Raw genomic sequence first — 21407 nt, forward strand, 5'->3', positions numbered from 1 at the left:
AAAGCAGCCTAATATAGGTGCTTTTTTTGCTTTATATCAAGAAAAATAGTTACAATAAAATTTTAAATTTCTAATTCAGCTGCGGATTATATCTAAAATCTAATTCTCGCACAGCCTGCCGGGGGTTTTTACACGCAAAAAAAAGTATATATTACGTATAATGCATTGAAGCGAGCTTTAGAACTTCTTATTTTATTTTTAATTGATATGCGTTAAGAAAAATATATGTTTGAGCGAGGCAGCGAGTTTATATTTTTTAGCAGATTAATTAAAAATAAAATTAGTAGTTCTTAGCGAAGTGAATGCATTAATAGTAATATATACTTTTTTTCTTTTATTTCATTTTAAAGCCTTGTCCTTCTAAAAAGTCTTTCATATGTGGTCTTTGAGGTTTATCCATTAGTCCAGCTAGTTGACTTGTCCATGTGTCCGATCTTTTTCCCTGAGTTCTCTTTTCATAATATGCACTAATTTCTGCATCATATTTTTCTATCTTTTCAGCATCACCATCTGTATTGTACTCATCGGTTTTAAATATTACGTCTAGTGGTAACCTTGTTTTTACATCTGGGGCTTGATCTGGATAACCAAGACACATTCCAAATACAGGATATACTCCAGAAGGTATGTTTAAAAGCTTACTGATTTCTGAGGGGTTGTTTCTTATACCACCTATGTAAACTCCACCTAGTCCCAATGATTCAGCAGCAATTAAGGCATTTTGGGCAGCTAGAGTAGCATCTATAGTTGCTACAATAAAAGTTTCAGTGTATCCTTCTGACATAGTTTTATAGTTTAGTTCACAAGATGTTTTAATTCGCTTTAAATCTGCACAAAAGATTAAAAATAATGGACATTCTTCCACATAACTTTGATCTCCTGCAAGATGTGCTATAGCTTTTCTCTTAGATTTATCTACTACACTTATAATTGTATAAGCTTGAATAAAACTAGAAGTTGAGGCACTTTGTGCACACTCTATAATGGTCTTTATTTTTTCATCTTCAACAGGCTGATCTTTATATTTTCTTATGGATTTGTGAGCTTTTAATAAATTTACTGTTTCATTCATATTACCTACCACCTTAAATCAAATTTAGAAGTATTTACTTATTTCAATAATAGACTACAAACTAATGGAAATAAAATCAATATTCCAGAAGATATGTATGAAAAATCTACCACTATAAAAAATCAGTGGTAGATTTTTGTGTTAAGAACAATATAGTGATTTTTAAACATATGTCTTAAATTTGCTTTAAACTTAAAGTTCCATCCATAGATATATTAGGATTAAATACATGTTCTATCCTAGGTAAGGATATTCCTAAAGTCTCTCGAAGTACATCCTCTACAGTCTCTACTGTTTTTATAGTCAATTGATTTTTAATTTCTTCAGGCACATCTTTTAGGTCAATTAAATTATCTTTTGGAATTAGTATTTTTGTTATTCCAGCTCTTTGAGCTCCTAGTAATTTCTCCTTAAGTCCTCCTATTGGGAGTACTGCTCCTCTTAATGTTATTTCTCCAGTCATTGCAAGCTTTGAATCCACTTTTATGCCTGTAACAAGGGATGCAAGTGCAGTGAATAAGGTAATTCCAGCTGATGGGCCATCTTTAGGAGTAGAGCCTGATGGAACATGAATATGAAGATCTCTTTCCTTAAAGTTAATAGTATTAATTGGTAACCTTGACTTAAGTAGACTTAGTGAAATCTTTGCAGATTCTTTCATAACATCGCCTAATTGTCCAGTTAAGATAACTTGTCCAGTTCCTAGCATGTCTGTAGCTTCAATGAAAAGTATTTCTCCACCTACAGATGTCCATGCAAGACCTGTAACTACTCCTGGTGGGTTGTCTACTTGAGCCTTATCATGGCTTGATACTTTTCTCCCAAGTAAATCATCTAGTTCATTCACGGTAACTTTAAATGGTAATTCTACAGTATTTGTTACAATTTTCTCAGAGGTAACTCTAGCTAAAGTAGCTATTTGCTTTTTAAGTCCACGAACTCCAGCTTCTAGAGTATACTCACTAATTATTTTTTGTAATGCTTCATCTTCAATAACTAATTGGTCATTGGTTAATCCATGTTCTTCAAGTACTGAAGGTATCAAGTGGTTTTTACCTATATGGAATTTTTCATTCATAGTATAACTTGATATTTGTATTATTTCCATTCTATCTAGTAGAGGTCTAGGAATGTTGTCTAGGGAGTTAGCTGTTGCTACAAAGAACACCTCAGACAAATCATAAGGTAAATCCAAATAATGATCAGTAAAAGTATTATTTTGTTCTGGATCTAATACTTCAAGTAGTGCACTGGCTGGATCTCCATTGTAGCCTGTCATTAGTTTGTCCACTTCGTCCAAAACCATAACTGGGTTTATTTCTCCTGCCTTTTTAATACTTTGAATAATTCTTCCTGGCATTGCACCTATATAAGTTCTTCTATGACCGCGAATTTCAGCTTCGTCGCGTATTCCACCTAAACTAAGTCGTATATATTTTCTATCAAGAGCCTCAGCGATACTCTTTCCTAAACTTGTCTTGCCAGTACCAGGAGGTCCAACTAGTAATAAAATAGAACCTTTTTTATCATTTTTAAGTTTCATAACTGCTAAATGTTGTATTATTCTATCCTTAACTTTTTCAAGACCATAATGCTGCTGATCTAATATACGTCTAGCCTCGCCTAGATTAATAGGTTTAGTCTCAGCCTTTTTCCAAGGAAGAGTTACGAGTAAATCTAAATAGTTACGGATAACATTATATTCAGCGCTACCTTCATTTTGACTTTCTAATTTTTCAAGTTCCTCTAAAGCAGCACTTTTTATCTCATCTGGCATTTGAGCCTGTTCAATCCTATTTGCATAATCCTTGTCTTTTTTAGAGCCTGGACTTTTTCCTTCATTTAGTTCACTTTGGATAGCTTTCAATTGCTCTCTGAGTGCTGACTCTCTATAATTTTTATTAGCTTTTTCAGTGAATTTTTCTGCCATCTCAAATTGTAGTTTTAGAGATTCTTTCTGTTTTAACAGGTAATCCATAAACTTAAGGCATCTATCTTTTAATGATTGAGTTTCAATTAATTCATATTTTTCTTCATTTGAAAGGGGCATAAATTGAGCAAGATGACCCATGAGTTTATTTAAATCCTTTTGGTCCTCTACTATTTTCATAAACTGCTCTGAGCCCTTGAAATTTTCACTAACCTGGCGAGTAACTTTTTTAACATACTCAAGCATTTCTTCTTGACTGCTTGCATTAAGATCAATAAGGTCCGGTGCAAGCTCAAATTCTACACTAGTAAAACCATTTCCTAATTTGAGGTCTTTAATTTCTACCCTATCTAACACTACAATTTTTACTTGATACCCACTTTCTGTTTTTTCAATTCCACTTACATTAAAGGTAACACCAACACTATGAAAATCATCACGTTTTAGCTGACTTTGGTTAAAATTTTGTTTTAAAGGTAAGGCAATACTAAATTCTTCCTTTTTAGCTAAATTATCTAGTTCTTCTTCACTAATATTTTTTAGTTTCAATGTGTAAGCCATTCCCGGTAATAAAACTATGTCCGATACAGGTATTACCATTCCATCTTTATTTTTTTTATCCATATTCATCATTTTAATCATCCTTTCTTTAATAATATTCATAAGTGAATGCTCGTTTAATTATTTATTGTTTAATAGCGAGATATTCTGTAATTAATGCATCGACTAAGGTGCTGAAATATTAACAATGCTACTAATATAGTTAACATTTTTACAAAATTCTCTCGCTTTAATAGTGCAATTATTATATTTATACAAGTAGAGCATCTTGAATTATTGTAATCATTTCTTCAAGCAGCGAAGCTTGTTCAGATTCTCCAATACATTGTTTAATAGCAATAGATTTTATTGGGTAAAAGATTATAGCTATCAAATTATCATTTCTATAATTTTTAATTATTCTTCTCTTTTTCATGGCTTCTAGCAGTGAGTTCAGATCATTTATTTTATTTTGTGAGGAACACTGATTAGCAAGGGCTGGACAACTTGAAAATTGATCTACAAAATGGAATATTTCACCATGTTCTTGTATATAGGTATAATAACCTCTAGTTAATATTTCAATTAGTTCATGTCCATCCATTTCTTCATAAATCTTGCTAAGTAAAGAATCTACAATTTCTTCGGAATACTCAATATATATATCTCGTAGCATTACCTCTTTATTTTCATAATAAATATAAACGGTAGCGGGGGAGACCCCTGCTTCTTTTGCAATCTTTGAGATAGAAGTACCATGAAAGCCTTGTTCTAATATTAGCTTAATCACTGCTTCTTTTATGCTCTTTTCCTTTTCGTCATCTTTTCTTCTCATTGGATCACCTCTAATAATTATATAATAAACGACCATTCGTTTATTGTCAATAGATTATTTAATTATTTATTTTATATAAGCACTTATTCTTATAATTGCTAGTGTTATACTTAAACTGTTTTAACTGATTAAGCGTTATACTTAAAATAGATAAATACTTTAACAAAAGGAGCGAGATTAAATGGATTACTTTAAGGAAAGTTTAAAACTACATGAAAAACATATAGGTAAAATTGAAGTAACATCAAAAATTAAAATAGAAACAAATGAGGATTTGGCACTTGCATATACACCTGGCGTTGCAGAACCTTGTAGAAAAATTCACGAAAATGAAGAGGATGTTTATAAGTATACGGCTAAAGGAAATATGGTTGCAGTAGTTACAGACGGCACTGCTATTCTAGGACTTGGCGACATAGGACCAAAGGCAGGACTTCCCGTTATGGAAGGCAAGGCTATATTGTTTAAGGAGTTTGGTAATGTAGATGCTTTTCCAATCTGTTTAGATACAAAGGATGTAGATGAAATTGTTCGTACCGTGCAGCTTATCTCACCAGGATTTGGTGGAATAAACTTAGAAGATATTAGTGCTCCAAGATGCTTTGAGGTAGAAGATAAACTTAAGAAATTATTAGATATACCAGTATTTCACGATGACCAACATGGAACGGCAATAGTAGTGCTTGCAGGACTAATCAATGCTGCAAAAGTTGTTAATAAGAAACTTTCAGATTTAAAAGTTGTTGTAAATGGTGCTGGTTCAGCTGGGACTGCTATTTCTAAACTTTTACTTTCCTCAGGTGTGAAGAATTTAATTGCTTGTGATAAAGTAGGAATTCTTTATAGAGGAATGGAAAAAATTGATGATGCTAAAACAGCCCTTACAGAAATAACTAATCCAGAAAACATAAAAGGAAACTTAAGTGATGCCTTAGTAGGTGCAGATGTATTTATAGGAGTTTCTGCTCCTAATATTGTAACAGCTGAAATGGTTAAATCTATGAATAGAGATTCTATAGTTTTTGGAATGGCAAATCCAACTCCAGAAATCATGCCAGAGTTAGCTAAAAGTGCTGGCGCAAAAGTAGTTGGATCAGGACGTTCTGATTATCCAAATCAAGTGAATAATGTGCTTGTATTTCCTGGCCTATTCAGAGGTGCTTTAGATGTGAGAGCAAAGGAAATAAATGAAGAGATGAAACTAGCAGCAGCCTATGCTATTGCAAATTATATAAAAGAAGAAGATTTAAATGAAAATAATGTTATTCCTAGTGCATTAGATAGAGGAGTAGCTAAAAAAGTAGCAGAAGCAATTTCAAAAGCAGCAAGAGAAACAGGTGTAGCAAGAATATAAATTAACATTTGATCGCCTAGGAATATTATATATATGAAGAGAACCGGTAATTACAATTTAATAATCAGGACTTAATTGTCAATTTAAAAAAATCTAGCAGAAAGTAAAGCTGCTAGATTTTTTTGCGTTGTAAAATATTTTTCTAAAGCTACTTATAAAATATGAAAAAGTGTTATATAATAGTAAATACGAACATATGTTCTAAAAAGAAACATATACTTTGTAGAGAAGGTGATATTATATGAATACATTAATTTTTCATATCGATGTTAACAGTGCATATTTATCCTGGGAAGCTGCTTATAGGCTTCAACATGGGGAGAAAATAGATTTAAGAGAAATACCATCTGTTGTAGGTGGAGATGAAGAAAGTAGGCATGGAATTGTTTTAACCAAATCAATACCTGCTAAAAAATTTAATATTCAAACAGGTGAAACACTATATAATGCTAGAGCAAAATGTCCAGGTATAGTAATAGTGCCACCTAGGTACTGGCTATATATGAAGTGTAGCTCCGCCATGAATTTAATATTCCAGGAATACACTCCACAAATTCAAAGGTTTAGTATAGATGAAAGTTTTCTAGACTTTTCTAATATGGAGCATCTATATCCAGACTATATGGAACTTGCTGAAACTATAAAAGATAGAATAAAACAGGAACTAGGGTTTACAGTGAATATCGGAATATCAAATAATAAGCTACTAGCAAAAGTGGCTTCGGATTTCAAAAAACCAGATAGAATACACACTTTATTTCCGAGTGAAATAAAGAAAAAAATGTGGCCATTACCTGTGGAAGATTTGTTTATGGTAGGCAGAGCCACAGCACCTAAATTACACAATCTAAATATTAATACTATTGGAGAATTAGCAAATTATGATTTGGAAATTTTAAAGAATAAATTTAAAAGTCATGGAGGAGTAATCTGGAATTATGCTAATGGGATAGACTCTTCAGAAGTCAGAAGGAGCAACTATATTGAAATGAAAGGCATAGGGAATTCTACTACTATAGCTTTTGATGTGGAAGATAGGGATACAGCTCATAAAGTGTTGTTATCACTATGTGAAACAGTAGCTATGCGGTTAAGAGATTCACAGAACTGCTGCAATGTGGCTTCAGTAAGTATAAGGGGAAGTGACATGATCTCTTATTCACGTCAAGTGAAATTACCAGTAGCTACTGACTCTACTCGCAGAATATATGAAGTGGCCTGTTATTTATTTGATAATGTATGGAAAGGTAACCCTATAAGGCATTTAGGTGTCCATATCACAGATTTTTGTGATAATGATTTTTATCAGTGCTACTTACTTGATACTTTTGATTACGAGAAAGATAGAAAGTTAAATAAAGCAGTGGACGAAATTAGGCTAAAGTATGGTGATAAAGCTATTGGTAGATCTTGCTTTCTTCAGTCAGGCCTAAGTGCTATGTGTGGTGGAATAGGAGAAGAAGATTATCCACTTATGAGTGCGATGTTATAGTCAGCATTAGAAAAAAAGTTAAAGGAGATGAAATTTTAATGTAAAAAATGCATTAAAAAAAATGGAAAGTTAATTGAAAAATAAGTGAAATTAAAAAATAAATAGAATATACAAAATAAGTAAAAAATATATAAAAATATGCGGTTTATTTTAAAAAAAATGTTGTAATAATTTGTTAACCGTATTACAATAATATTAATTAAATATGGCGAAAAAGGTAAAATATTATAAGTGAAGTTATTATATAGAAGTAATTCAAAAACATTCAATGGGAAGAATATGTATTATAGAGATAAAGGGGCATAACTAATGAAGACTATGGCAAAAAAAAGATTAGGAGATTTATTAGTAGAATCCAGAAAGATAGCTCCAGAACAACTTAAAAAAGTGCTTATAAAACAGCAAGGATCTGGTAAAAGGCTAGGAGAGCTTCTTATTGAAGATGGCATTTTAAGTGAAGAAGATATTTTAGAAGTCCTAGAACAACAATTATGTATAAATAGAGTATATCTAGATATGGAACATATTGAGCAAAAGGTTGCACAATTAATTCCAGTAAGTATTTCAAAAAAGTATAATTTAGTTGCTTTTGGTATGGAAGATAATAAACTAAAGTTGGCCATGTCTGATCCACTAAATATATTTGCAATAGACGATGTTAAGATATCTTCAGGTTTTGACGTTGAAATATACATTGCAGCAACAAAAGATATTAAAGATACAATTGATAAATACTATGCTAGTCAAAATGCTAAGAAAGCTGCTGAGGATTTATCTAAAGCTCAAGGGGTAAATGGAGGTAAGGAAGAAAACAAAGCACAATTAGATGACATAAAAAGTGCTCCAGCCGTGAGACTAGTTGATTCCATAATAAGTGATGCAATAAAGCTTAAAGCTAGTGATATTCATATAGAGCCTTTTGAAAGTCACATAAAAATAAGATACAGAATAGACGGTACCTTAAAAGAAATATCTAAGTACAACAAAGATATTTTTAATGCTTTTATAACTCGTATAAAAATACTTGCAGAATTGAATATAGCAGAGAAGAGAATTCCACAAGATGGTAGAATTTTAACAGTTGTAGATGATAAGAAGGTAGATTTGCGGGTATCAACGCTACCAACAATTCATGGTGAAAAAGTTGTAATCCGGGTATTAGATAGAGAAAACTTCTTGGTAGGTAAAGAAAAATTAGGCATGAACGAAGATGACTTAGAAAAAGTAGAAAGAATACTTAAAATTCCATATGGAATAATTTTGGTTACAGGACCTACAGGTAGTGGGAAATCAACTACACTATATACATTATTAAGTGAACTTAATGACAACAGTAAGAACATTATAACAGTAGAAGACCCTGTAGAGTACGTAGTAGATGGAATAAATCAAGTAAACGTAAATGCAAAAGCAGGACTAACTTTTGCATCGGGCCTCAGGTCAATTTTAAGACAAGATCCTGATGTTGTTATGATAGGTGAGATAAGGGACAACGAAACAGCAGAAATTGCTACTAGAGCATCCATAACAGGACATATAGTGCTAAGCACAATACACACTAATGATGCACCTTCAGCCATAGTAAGACTTATAGATATGGACATTCAACCTTACCTAGTGGCAAGTGCAGTAGCAGGAATTATATCTCAAAGACTTGTAAAAAAGATATGCCCTATGTGCGGTGAAGCTTACGCAGCATCAGATTTTGAAAAAGAAATCCTAGGCATTCACGAAGCGGAAGAAGTATTGATTCACAAGGGAAAAGGGTGCGGACATTGTGGCAACAGCGGATATGCAGGAAGAATAGGAGTATACGAAATAATGGAAGTAACTCGCAAACATAGAGAATATATAATGCGTAATGCCAGTGTAGATGAAATAAGAGATATAAGTGTAGCAAATGGAATGAAAACACTAAAAGCATCCTGTATTGATTTAGTTTTAAAAGGAATGACAACCATAGAAGAATTGGTTAAGATAGCATTTTTGAAAGAATAGAGGGGGTGAGAAAGTGCTTACTTTTAAGTATAAAGTTATGAACCATCAAGGTGAGAAAATAGATGGAACATTTAAAGCTAATAGTAAAAATGAAGTGTTAGCCATGATAGAGGATAATAATTACTATCCTATAGAAATAAAAGAAGTATTAGAACGTGAGCAGCAGGATTTATTTGAATCCTTTGCGAAAGTTAAAACAAAGGACCTATACATTTTCTGTAGACAGTTTCACACCATGATAAACGCAGGTGCGAATATTTCTAATGCATTAGATGTTTTAAGAAAACAAACTGAAAATAAGAAATTAAAGAAATGTTTAAATGAAGCATATGATGATGTGCAGAAAGGAATCTCTCTTTCCGAGGCGCTTGCAAAGCATAACGATGTGTTTCCCGATTTACTTATAAATATGATTAACACTGGGGAAGTCAGTGGTAATCTAGATGTAATATTGGGGAGAATGGCAAACCATTTTGAAAAAGAAAACAAAATAAATAACCAACTTAAAAGTGCAATGGTTTATCCAATGGTACTAGGTGGGTTATCTATAGTAATAGTAGTTTTCCTTTTAACTTTTATAATGCCCACATTCACAGGAATGTTTACAAGCTCAGGTGTAGCACTACCGGCACCTACTAGGATAATTATGGGAATAAGTGATTTTATACGGACCAAATGGTATATCTTGATTGCAGTTATAGGTGGAGCGGTTTATGGTATGAAAACTTATGCTAGGACTCCAGCAGGCAGATTAGCAATAGATGGGCTAAAATTAAAATTACCAATAATTAAAGATACTACACAAAAGGCAATAGTATCTAGATTTACTAGAACACTATCCACTGTACTTGCTAGTGGTGTATCTTTGGTACAAGCTCTAGACGTAGTTCAAAAGGTAGTTGGAAATAAAGTAGCAGAAAAGGCCTTAGAGGCAATTAAAGAAAAAGTACTAAAAGGGGTATCTTTAGGTGAAGCAATAGGGGAAACCACAATATTTCCAATGATGCTGAACTCTATGATAAAAATAGGTGAAGAATCCGGGTCACTCGACGATATATTAGATAAGACAGCAAATTTTTATGATGAGGAATTAGAAACATCACTGAAAAAAATGACTACAATGATAGAGCCACTTATGATTATTGTAATGGGGGTTGTAATTGGATTTATAGTTATTGCAATGATGATGCCGATATTTGCTATGTCTAGTACTGTTCAGTAATAGTTTGATTAATATGATAAAACTACAAAATATGTGCATTGAAATCATAAGTATTAGTCATATGAAGATTTTGTAGTTAAGTCATTATTATATATTTAAAATTTAACCTATAAGGGGGAATTATTAATGAAAATGGATTTAGTAAAAATGGATTTAATGAAGAAAAAGAAGAGGAAAGGGTTTACGTTGATTGAACTTATTGTAGTTATTGCGATTATTGGGATTTTGGCGGCTATTGCTATTCCTAGATTTGCTGGTATGCAAGAAAGTGCAAAAGCTAAATCTGATTTAGCAACTTTAGCATCAATGGATACAGCTATATCGTCTGCATTAGCAGGTGGACAATTTATACCCACGGTTGCAACTACTAATATAACTATAACTGCAGCTGTAACAAGCGGCGTAGTTACTTGGGGCGAGGGTAATATGTCAAGTGGGTTAGCTGCAACAGTATTGTCTCCATTAATAGCAACTCCAAAATTTCAACAATCTACACATCAAACAATAACAGCGGCTAATATGACATGGACAATTACTCCTGCTGGTGTAAGTACACCACCAACTCTTCCTTAATGGTCATCACACAATAGCAAGGAGTTGACTTCCAGTCATCTCCTATCACCTCAGGGGAAGAACAAAAATTTACCAAATGAGAAATGAGAGAAAGCTAGGTTATAACAACAAAAAACTTCCAGTTCTTGTTACCGCCTCAGGGCACGTAACAAGAACTAGAAGTATATATTAAACATTTTAACTAAATAAACTAAAAAAGAGGTGACTACAAATGTTCAACTCAAAGGTCTTATCCCTAGATATATAGCAAGGAGCTGACTTACAGTCATCTCCTAGCACCTCGGGGGAAGAGGAAAAATTTACCAAATGAGAAATGAGCGAAAGATAGGTCATAACAACAAAAAAACTTCCAGTTCTTGTTACTACCTCAGGGCACGTAACAAGAACTAGAAGTATATATTAAACATTTTAACTAAACAAACTAAAAAAGAGGTGACTACAAATGTTCAACTCAAAAGTCTTATCCCTAGATATAGGTTCAAAAGACACAAAAATAGTTCTAGGAACTCAGAGTAAAAAAAATGTTATCATAGAAAAAGCCATTACTATGACTACTCCAGTAGGATGTTATAACGATGGGAATATTTTAGACATAACTAAATTTAAAAATGAAATTTTAGAAGTATTGCAAAAGGAAAGTATAAAATGTAAAAGTATTATTATCACCACAAAAAGCTCATTAGTTATAACTAGAGACATTGATATTCCAGTGGCTAAGAAGGAAGATATGAACTCTATAATTAAGTTCCAGATGGAAAGATATTTACCAATTATGTTTGATGATTATATAATGCAATATAAAATATTAGAAGAGTTTGAAGAAGAAAGTGTGAAACAAGCTAAAGTTACAGTAGTAGTATATCCTAAAATTATGGCAGAGGGATATTATAACTTAGTAAAAGAATTAAAGGGCAATGCAGTGGCATTAGATATTAGTTCAAATAGCATTAATAAGTTATTTATTGAAGATACAAAAGTTAACGATGAAAATTACAGTTTAGAAGATACTGTTGCGGTTATAGATTTAGGATATGATTTTATAAATGTAAATATTATTTCAGATGGGAATGTTCAGTTTACTAGAATTGTTAATTATGGTGGCGCTTATATAGATATAGATATTGCTAAGCAATTATCAATATCAGAAGAGGAAGCAGAACAGCAAAAACTTAAATATTGTAATTTAGAAATAGATTCTTTAAGTGATATTCAAAGCTCAACCGTAAACGATATTGCAAAAGCACAAGTAAGAAATTGGACTGAAGAAATAGAACGAATGATTAACTATTATAAAAATAAGGATCAAGGAAATAAAGTAGACAAGATATATATTTATGGAGGAAGTTCAAATATTAAAGGTATAGAAACTTTCATAAAGGATGCATTGAACTTACCTGTTACTAAAATACAAAACTTGAGCAATGTAAACTGTACTAAACTACAGGCATCTAAAGTGGATTTATCTAAAATGGATGAGGAATTAAGCAAATATTTAAATGCTATAGGAGCGATAATAAGATTGAGGTAGGTGAAATTTATGAAGGATTTTAACTTTTTTGCTCCTTATAAGGGCGGAAGAAAAGATTTTAAAAAAGAATATTTTTATGCTGCTGTATTATCTTTAGGTTTAGTCTTGTTCATTACTTTTACTTATGCATTTAATTATTTTAAGATAAGTAAGCTAAAATCAGAAATAGTAGATATACAGCAAAATTTAAGTTTAAAAGAAAATGTTGCTAAACTAAAAGAGATAGAAAGTGAAGAAAAAAAATTATCTATAATGAACCAGTACTATGGCATAGTAGTAAATATTAGTGATGGTATAAATAATAGTGATTTTGTAGGTAGTGCACTAATAAATAAAATAAATTCATGTGTTCCAGAGGGTGTATTTTATAAAGTAATGGCCTTAGATGCCAGTACTATGCAACTTCAAGCTGAAGGGAAAGATAGAGAAACTATAGCAGTATTTGAACGTACTTTAAGAAATTTAGATGTGGTAAAAGATGTTCATATTGATACCATAAATACTTCATCTGAAGAAAATAAAACTTTAACTTTTAGTGTAAATTGTACTTTAAAGGATGTTGATAATAATGAAGGTAACTAAAAGGGAACAAATGCTGCTTGGAGCTTTATTAATAGTGTTATTAGGCTACTGTTTTTATAATTTTGTTTACATAAAACAAAATGAAAAGATAAGTGAATTAAAAACTAGTAGAGATACTTATTCGCAAAAATGGGAACAGGTTAAAGCAAAAATTGCATCAAAAGATAAACAAAATGAAGAGTATAAAATTTTAAATGCTAAAATCTATAACAAAACAGATATGCTATTTCCATCCATAGAACAGGAAAAAATCATAATGGTTTTAGACAAAATGATTAAAGCTAGTAATCTTCAAGCAGATATATTAGATTTTTCGGAAGTGAGCAGTGAGAGTACTACAAGTAAAGCTGTAGCTGCTACTCCAAAAGACAAAATCACCACTAATCAATTAGATACACTTGTAAGTGGCTTTAATGGTACTTCTGACAAAGATATTGTTAGTGAAAAAACAACTGATAGTAAGGCAGAAGCAAATACTACAGATACCACAAAGACTGATAAAGCGACTACAGAAACTGCTAAATCAAAGGCAGTTGGTGCATATAAAATGCAAGTTACACTTAACTTTAAGGGCAAGTATGATGAACTTATTAAATTTATAAATCAAGTAGAAAATTATGAAAAGAAGATAATTGTAAGTAATGTAAACCTAGCTGCAGCTGAGGACAGTGAGGTATCAGGAAATATTATATTAGAGTTTTATGGTGTTCCTAAGCTTATTGATAATGATGAATTTAAGTGGGATTATAAAAAACCTAGTGGGAAGGGGAATCCTTTTGAAGGCGCAGTGACTTCCGTTAATGTAACTGCAAAGAAAAAAGTTGAGGTTAAAAATGATTTTGTGATGAGTGCAAAACCTATTACCTCAGATTTACCAACTATAAGAATGGGAAAAGCAGAAGATAATTCCACAAATTCATATGTATATGCAGATAACAGCGGTGTGGAGGAAGTAGAATTCTACTTTAGTAAAAAGGACGGCAAGTATTATTATAAGTATAAAACAAGCACCGAGGCATATCCAAAAGACTATAAGAATGTTAATGAATTTGTTCTAGCATCAGAAAATATTACTCTAGAAATTTTTTCGCAAAAGAGAGGACTGGACACGGATCTTGCTGGTGCAAATATAAAAATATTTAATGACACTGATAAGACTGTTGTGGTTAATGTTCAAAATGATGATAAAGTTAAGCCAAGAGTTAATATATTAAAAGAAAAAGGTAATGTTTTGGTTAATAGATAGTAAATGAGGGGACACTATGAAATTTATAAAAAGTAAAAAAGGTCTTACTTTAATAGAAATTATTATAAGTATAGCCATCCTATCAATAATTATCGGTCCTGTTTTATCATTAACCCTAAGTAGTGTAAAAACAAATAAAAAGTCAGATGAAAAGATGCAGGCCTTATCCTTAGCACAAAAGGCGATGGAGGGAATAAAATCTCCTAATTATATTATTGCTGGTTATAGTCAATTAGGAAATGTGTTAACTAAAATTTCTACTGAGGGTAGTTACAAAATAACAGAAACTTTACTTATACCTTCTCAAACACAAGTAGTTGATGAGTTTAGTGTTATTGAGGATGCTGATGCAGATATTGTGGTGAAGATTGACGGGGTAAATAATAGAGTGTATAACAATGGCAATGGCTTATTTGAAGATTTGGGTGATATTGATATTAATTCAATTGTTGAAGTTAAATGTGATGATAGTAAGCTGGATTTCGGGCTAAATGGAGTTAATAAACTTTCTATAACTACAGGAAGTAATTTCAAAATAGATATGAAAATCTATCTCCCAAATATTAATTTGAAAATGAATATTGTAAATTTTAGTGATAACGGGAAGTTAAAGCTACATTTTATAAAACAATATGCAACTTCGGCATTTACATTTAACAAAATTATTGGGAACGTGGAGTATAATAGTATTGATCCATCTAATTTACCTAATAGCAGTGGACCTATATATAGACTTTACGAAGTTACAGTAACGGTTGAAAAGATAAGTACTGGTGAAATACTTCAGGAATTGAAAGGATATAAAAAAAATTCTTAAACTTATATAAACTAGGGATGTGATAAGGTAATGAGAAGATGTAAAAAAGGTTCTTCATTGGTTATAGTTTTAATACTTTTTTCTATTTTAAGTATGTTAGGCATAAGCTTTTTAGGGTTAACATTGTCTAATTATAAGTTTAAGATCCTTAAAGGACAAATAAAAGAAAATCTCTATGCCTCTGAAGCTGGAATTGATGAGTCTTATAAAATTATTGGTAGTGTAATAGATAGTGCAATTAATGATAGTAATACAAAGGTTGAGCTGTTCACTAAAGAAGAGATGGACAAAGAAATTGAAAAAGAGAAAGAAAAACAGATAGCAAAAGTAGACGAAACAATCAATGATGAAACAGAGTGGGATATTGCGCATCCTGGGAGTGAATTTATTACTGTAGATTCAAATGGGGTATTTAACACTGATTTATTAAAAATAAAACAAAATGCAGAATTCAAGGCGGATTACAAGGCATATATTGAAGCTAATCTATTTAATGACGACGCAGACATTGTTATTTTAAAGGATGCCTATAGTTATAAATTATCGGGAGTAAAGCCTGTTGTTACTGTAGTTGGAGATAAGCCGAGTTTTGTAGCGGAGTTATTAAGTGTAAATTTAAAATCTAGTTTTAAGGATGTTAAAGGGGTAGAAAAAATAATAGGAGCTGTTTATGATGTATCTGTACCAGAGTATGGACAGGTGTACAAATTTGATACTAATACTATTAAAATCCCCAATACGGTTTGGACAAAAGCTTTAGCAGTGGATGGAAATATGTTCGTTACGGAAGGGGATTTAACCGTAGGAGAGAAAGGAAATGGCGCAGATATATATGTTAAAGGAATAAATGAAGAGGATGGTGGAATCAATTTTAATGCTGGAAATTCTGCTGTAAATATAATAGGAAACATATCTACAGCAGAGGACTTTACAATAAACAAAAAGAGTGTTAATACCATATATGGGAATATATTTGCTAAAAATGTAATTGTTAGTGATGGGTCTACTGGAACTAATTTAACAGTTAATAAAGCTTCTGGTGAGACTGAAGGTGGATCTGTATATACTACTGATGATTTGGAATTGAATGCCAATGATAGTACTGTTTATATTGAAGGTGGTTTTTATGGAATTGATGACGGTAGTTTGGATAGTTTAGGTGAAAAGAGTAACGTTGCATTTGGAAAAGCAAATAAATCTAGTACTATTATTATTAATGCAGATGCAGATGAAGATTTAAAGCTTAGTTCAACCTTAACAATTAAAGGGGATAGTATTATTAGTGGAGTTGGTTATATTGATATTCCTTATGTAAACTCATTTACAGGAGAAACTGGTCAATATCAAACCGGTGAATCTGTAGCTGTAAAGGGAAATTATAGAGCATATATGTATCCACTTACAGGTAATGTTGTTGGGGCAAATGATGTTAAGCTTGATGAAAGCAATGTGACTTTTGAAGATTTTGAACCACTGATAGTAGCATCAAGTCTTAATACTGAAAAAAGATCTTTATATGCACAAGAGAAAAGTATTTATTTTAAAGCTTACGATGATGAATATAAAGCTAAAGGTGGAAGCGAGTTAATTCTTAGCGGAGTGTCTTTAGATGCTGATAATGTAATCAATACTGGTGCAATTGTTTCTAATGGGAAAATTACACCACAGCATGTCGTTATCGATAAAGAACAGTATATAATTGAAAAAAGAAATGAATTTAATAAGATGGTTAATAATATGGGAGCTAAGGTTAAAATTCTAGATAGTGAAGAAGAAAAGACAGATACTTACCCAGAGGGACCCAACAATATATTTGGAAATAATTCAACGGATAGCAAATTAGATATTAGTAAACTAGTGGAAAGCAATAAATTGGAAAATGGCGAATTTATTTATATTAAAAAAGGAGATCGTACTTTAGATTTCAGTTCTACTAGCTCTATTGAAAAGGATGCTAAGAAAGGCATAATAATTGTAACTGGAAATTTAACAATAAAAGGAAAGATGGATTTTACAGGTACTATAATTGTTGGAGGAAACTTAACATTCCAGGGTTCTGAAGAAAAAAAGCTTAAATACGACAGAGAATATATTAGCGAACTAATAATTAGTAATTATAATGACCTTTTCAAAGATGTATTTATTAATGATAATATAAACAACGTAGAAGCATCATGGGACACAGTTATTAATTCATCCTATGGATTAGAAATTGACAGTGGTAAATTTATAGAAAAGAATAAACTTATCACACTTAAAAATTGGACAATAAGTAAATAGGAGCAGTGATAGGAATGTATAGAAATAAAAAGGGATTTACACTTGTAGAGCTTATCATATCTATGGCTATTTTTTCAATAGTTATGGGTACTATATATTTCTTCTTTATCACTAATTATAAAATTTTAAATAAAGTGTCTTTAGAAACAGATATTCAGACAGAAGCTGAAAAAGCTATTGAAAAAATAACATATGTTGCTATGGAATCTAGTGATGTAGAAATCAACAAAGATATCGATGGAAAAATAAAAAATAGTACCGGATATGTATTATATAAAAATGGAGGGAGTGACTACGTTTTTAGAATAGAAGATCATAAGTTAATGTTAGCTGTAGATGCTAGTCCCGCAATCCAAGTAGCAAATTTTGTTGAATATATTATTTGTAATCAGATTACGATAACAAATAATGGTGTAACAAAAAATATAGGAATAGATATTGAAATTGCTTTTGAACTAGGTATTAAAGAAAATGAAGATAAAATTGTAAAAGATCAAATTTACTTTAGAAATTAGACTGATTAGGTAAAAATAATATAAGTAATGCATAAACTATACTAAGCGGAATTTTAAAAAATTCTTTTTACAAATTATAAAGCATTAACGTCTGTGAACAAAGAAGTGGAAGTGTAGGCACAATGAGAAAAGGCCATTAATTTTATGGTTGATAATATTATTGAGGGATATGGGGTTCTTGAAGTTGTAGATAATGTTAGTATTAAGACTGCTGAATCAAAAGAAGTTTCTATTAAAACACTAGCAATTTAGAAATTATGAGAAAAAGGAGTGATTTTTTCAGCGGAAAATTCTTATAATGTTCAGCAATATGCATTAATGTGATGTAAGCAGAACATTAAATAAATACTGATAAAAAAGATATATATTTTGATAGATTAATTGATAAATATTTTTTAGGGGGAGTGAGTATAAATGAAACAAAAAAAACGATTTCTAGGGTTTTTTCTAGTTTTAACAATGATGAGTTCTCAGATTATCACAACTAGTGTACAAGCAGCCACTACTTCAAATCCAACTTCAAAAATAGACCTAAACAAGACTGTGGAAAAAAACCAATGGGGATTAAACGAAGAGTTTACTGTAAATTACACGATCCAGCCTAGAGACATTCCACAAAGTTTAGTGCCAGAAGAGTTGTATCATAAAAATGGAGCGGATATATCATTGGTTATTGATAAATCTGGGAGTATGGCTTGGAACTTAGCTGGAGAGCATGATTATTACGGTAATCCTAATTTAAAGACAACAACGTCTTATGTAGAAGATACTAATGGAGAATATATTAGGTTTTCTAATGGAAAGGTAAGTTATTACGGTACTTATTATTATGCTTATTCTTCTTGGTGGGGGTGGGGTTCTAAGACTCAATATATAAGCTATGAAAGTAATAGTTATGAGACCCTAATTGATAGTACTGGAAAGTATATAGTGTTTAAAAATAAAAAGTACTATTTAGATTTACAAAAAAGTTACAAACAAGTAAATACAATGGAAAAAAGCAGGATGCAAATTGTAAGGGAAGCAGCCAATAGCTTTGTAGATAAGTTTAAAAATTATTCTAATGTAAGAATAGGATTAATTGATTATTCCTCTACTGCTAATGTGGAAAATCTTTTGCTAGGTCAATTAGAATTTAGTACTGTCAAGTCTAATATTGATGCAATTATGCCAAATGGAGGTACTAATATAGGAGATGGGTTAAGAAAAGCATATTGGCAGTTAAAAGATGGTAGTAGTGCTGATAAGAAGAAATTTTTGGTGTTACTTACAGATGGCACACCCAATTTGAGAAGTTATAAATCAAATAAGAATCAAAGAATCAGTGTTGCGGATAATAGCATTAGTGGTTATAGTACAGATGGAGATGGAAATGCTGATGTTGGTAATTACGGATTTGATTATGCAAAGTATATTGCGGGAATAGTTGGAGCTGATAAAACAAATAATGCTTTAAATATAAATCCATTTATGATTGCATTTAGTACGGATGCTACTAGCAATAAATTATCAGATATATCAAATGTAGCTAGTAATAATCAGGCTGGATATTATTATGAAGCAAAATCAATTGAAGATATAAATCAAGTTTATGAAAATATAGCAAAGACTGTTTTAAGTGATTTATCTATATATGGATTAAAACTTGAAGAAACTTTTCCAAGTGGAATAAGTATTGTTGATAAATCAAATGGATTGAAAATAGATAGTAGTAATGGTCAGAAAATCATAGGAGATATAGGTAATATAAACTATACATTAGACACAGTTAATCATATATTCAAGGCAGATCCAATTACCTTTTGGGTGAATCTTAAAGGAACGGCAACTGGGGATTATGTACTTGGAAAAAATGCTACTGGGAATAGTACATCTTTTGTTAGTTACAAGGACATTGATGGCAAAGATGTAAGTCCCTCACCATCATTTCCACCTATAAATATTAACATTTACAATAACAAACCACCAATGGTGGAGGCTATGTTAACAGATGGAGCTAATAAAGATAATTACAATTTGAGTGTTAAAGTTGATAAGCCTTCCAATATAGTAGTAAAAGCTTCAAAAGATGATAGTACATCAATAGCAACGCAAAACAATGTAAATGATGCTATAACTGGGAATATGTATACTTATACTTTGCCTATACCAACAAGTACAGTTAAAAGCAATATATATAAGAATATATATACGTTATCACTAGAAGCTTCTGATAAGGAGAATTTAAAAACTGTTGAAACTGTACCTTTAATTTCAACACAGTTTATAACAGAGCAAACAAACAATTCTAAAAATAGCTTTTTAATTAAAACGGAAATCAATAGTACGATTAAAGAAATAAAAGTAAATGGAAACATTATACTTACTAATAAAGTAACAGACAGTGACGGAAAATATACTTGTGACACTCGAAATCTTGTGGATGGAGACAATGTTGTAAGTGTAACGGTGGTTAACAGTTATAACAATATTACACAAACTACAACAAACTTTAATGTAGATAAGATGCAACCAGCAACACCAGTAATTACAACACCGAAAGATAAGACAACAACGGACAAGAACAAACCAACAATTGCAGGAACAGGGGAACCAGGGGCAACAGTAACAGTATATGATGGTACAAATTCTATAGGAACAGTAACAGTAGCTTCTGATGGAAACTGGAGCTTGGTTCCAATCGATGCATTAACGGATGGAGATCATATAATAAAAGCAACGCAAAGCGATGTAGCAGGAAATGTAAGTGGAGAGTCAAACAAAGTTAGTTTAACAGTAGATACAACTATTATTAGTATTATAAACCATGGAATGTTTTTAAATGGTGTAGTTAATGATAAATCACCGTATTTGATAGTAAAAGGTTTTAGTGGAAACTTTGGTGTAGAGTATAAAACATCAATTAAAAATGCTAAGATACAAATCAAAGTTGATAATGAATGTACAATTTCAGATTTTAAATTCTATAAAATAGTAGGAGCTGGTCAGCCCATTTATGTTTCCAATTTAGCAGTTCCAAGTAAATCTGGTATTTTTAGTATTGCTATGCCGGATGATAGCACTCATTTTATACTTGCATATAAAGGTACTGTAAATAAAAATGCAACTGAGGGAGACATATTAACTAATTCAATAATAGTAGGAAATAGTAAAGAAAGTTTTTGCAAAATTAAAGTGGTGAAATTACCAATTTTACAATAATAAATTAATATATCTCATCTTCCGACTATACAAAAACCCTTTTAATGAATTACATTTGTAATAAATTCATTAAAAGGGTAATAAATACAAAAAGAATTTTATTAAATTATGTCGAATATACATACTCACATAGAATTTTATATTGAGGTGAGTATAATGTCAAGTAAATATGAAAATATTGATTATGAAGAAATGGTAGCATCAGAATATGTTGAAGTAAAT

Annotated in this window: 15 protein-coding genes; 12 read left to right on the plus strand and 3 right to left on the minus strand. The window is 31.3% G+C overall.

The window, feature by feature from the left end; all coding sequences use genetic code 11:
* Nucleotides 1-334 precede the first annotated feature (334 nt).
* The 3 genes from nfsA to ACREVU_RS04735 form a co-directional block, all read right to left on the minus strand.
* Complete coding sequence (gene nfsA, locus ACREVU_RS04725; protein WP_431550471.1) at nucleotides 335-1072, minus strand: oxygen-insensitive NADPH nitroreductase; 738 nt, start codon at nucleotides 1070-1072, stop codon at nucleotides 335-337.
* 175 nt (nucleotides 1073-1247) lie between these two features.
* A complete protein-coding gene (lon, locus tag ACREVU_RS04730) occupies nucleotides 1248-3635 on the minus strand; it encodes an endopeptidase La (protein WP_431550472.1) in 2388 nt (795 codons plus the stop codon).
* Nucleotides 3636-3813: 178 nt separating this feature from the next.
* Nucleotides 3814-4377 carry a TetR/AcrR family transcriptional regulator gene (locus tag ACREVU_RS04735; RefSeq protein WP_431550473.1) on the minus strand — a complete coding sequence of 188 codons (564 nt, stop codon included), beginning with the start codon at nucleotides 4375-4377 and terminating at the stop codon, nucleotides 3814-3816.
* A 181-nt stretch (nucleotides 4378-4558) separates the two neighbouring features.
* Here ACREVU_RS04735 and ACREVU_RS04740 point away from each other — a divergent pair, with 181 nt between their 5' ends.
* The 12 genes from ACREVU_RS04740 (at nucleotide 4559) to ACREVU_RS04795 (ending at nucleotide 21185) form a co-directional block, all read left to right on the plus strand.
* Nucleotides 4559-5731: an NAD(P)-dependent malic enzyme gene (locus ACREVU_RS04740; protein WP_431550474.1), complete on the plus strand. Its 1173-nt coding sequence runs from the start codon at nucleotides 4559-4561 to the stop codon at nucleotides 5729-5731.
* A gap of 241 nt (nucleotides 5732-5972) precedes the next feature.
* On the plus strand, nucleotides 5973-7223 hold the full coding sequence (locus tag ACREVU_RS04745) for a DNA polymerase Y family protein (RefSeq protein ID WP_431550475.1): 1251 nt from the start codon (nucleotides 5973-5975) through the stop codon (nucleotides 7221-7223).
* A gap of 309 nt (nucleotides 7224-7532) precedes the next feature.
* On the plus strand, nucleotides 7533-9221 hold the full coding sequence (locus tag ACREVU_RS04750; RefSeq protein ID WP_431550476.1) for a GspE/PulE family protein: 1689 nt from the start codon (nucleotides 7533-7535) through the stop codon (nucleotides 9219-9221).
* A gap of 13 nt (nucleotides 9222-9234) precedes the next feature.
* A complete protein-coding gene (locus tag ACREVU_RS04755) occupies nucleotides 9235-10443 on the plus strand; it encodes a type II secretion system F family protein (RefSeq protein ID WP_431550477.1) in 1209 nt (402 codons plus the stop codon).
* A gap of 126 nt (nucleotides 10444-10569) precedes the next feature.
* On the plus strand, nucleotides 10570-11016 hold the full coding sequence (locus ACREVU_RS04760; RefSeq protein WP_431550478.1) for a type II secretion system protein: 447 nt from the start codon (nucleotides 10570-10572) through the stop codon (nucleotides 11014-11016).
* A gap of 442 nt (nucleotides 11017-11458) precedes the next feature.
* Nucleotides 11459-12544, plus strand: a complete 1086-nt coding sequence (gene pilM, locus ACREVU_RS04765) for a pilus assembly protein PilM (protein ID WP_431550479.1) — start codon at nucleotides 11459-11461, stop codon at nucleotides 12542-12544.
* Nucleotides 12545-12553: 9 nt separating this feature from the next.
* Complete coding sequence (locus tag ACREVU_RS04770; protein WP_431550480.1) at nucleotides 12554-13126, plus strand: PilN domain-containing protein; 573 nt, start codon at nucleotides 12554-12556, stop codon at nucleotides 13124-13126.
* Nucleotides 13113-14372 carry a hypothetical protein gene (locus ACREVU_RS04775; RefSeq protein WP_431550481.1) on the plus strand — a complete coding sequence of 420 codons (1260 nt, stop codon included), beginning with the start codon at nucleotides 13113-13115 and terminating at the stop codon, nucleotides 14370-14372. The genes ACREVU_RS04770 and ACREVU_RS04775 overlap by 14 nt, the downstream gene beginning before the upstream one ends.
* Before the next feature lie 16 nt (nucleotides 14373-14388).
* On the plus strand, nucleotides 14389-15189 hold the full coding sequence (locus ACREVU_RS04780) for a prepilin-type N-terminal cleavage/methylation domain-containing protein (protein WP_431550482.1): 801 nt from the start codon (nucleotides 14389-14391) through the stop codon (nucleotides 15187-15189).
* Nucleotides 15190-15219: 30 nt separating this feature from the next.
* Nucleotides 15220-17469, plus strand: a complete 2250-nt coding sequence (locus ACREVU_RS04785) for a DUF2572 family protein (protein ID WP_431550483.1) — start codon at nucleotides 15220-15222, stop codon at nucleotides 17467-17469.
* A gap of 14 nt (nucleotides 17470-17483) precedes the next feature.
* Nucleotides 17484-17984 (plus strand): PilW family protein, encoded by a 501-nt coding sequence (locus ACREVU_RS04790; protein ID WP_431550484.1) that lies wholly within the window; start codon nucleotides 17484-17486, stop codon nucleotides 17982-17984.
* 414 nt (nucleotides 17985-18398) lie between these two features.
* A complete protein-coding gene (locus tag ACREVU_RS04795) occupies nucleotides 18399-21185 on the plus strand; it encodes an Ig-like domain-containing protein (RefSeq protein ID WP_431550485.1) in 2787 nt (928 codons plus the stop codon).
* The last annotated feature ends 222 nt before the right edge of the window (nucleotides 21186-21407 follow it).

The organism is Clostridium sp., assembly GCF_050717535.1.
In the GTDB taxonomy this organism is placed as follows: domain Bacteria; phylum Bacillota; class Clostridia; order Clostridiales; family Clostridiaceae; genus Clostridium_AD.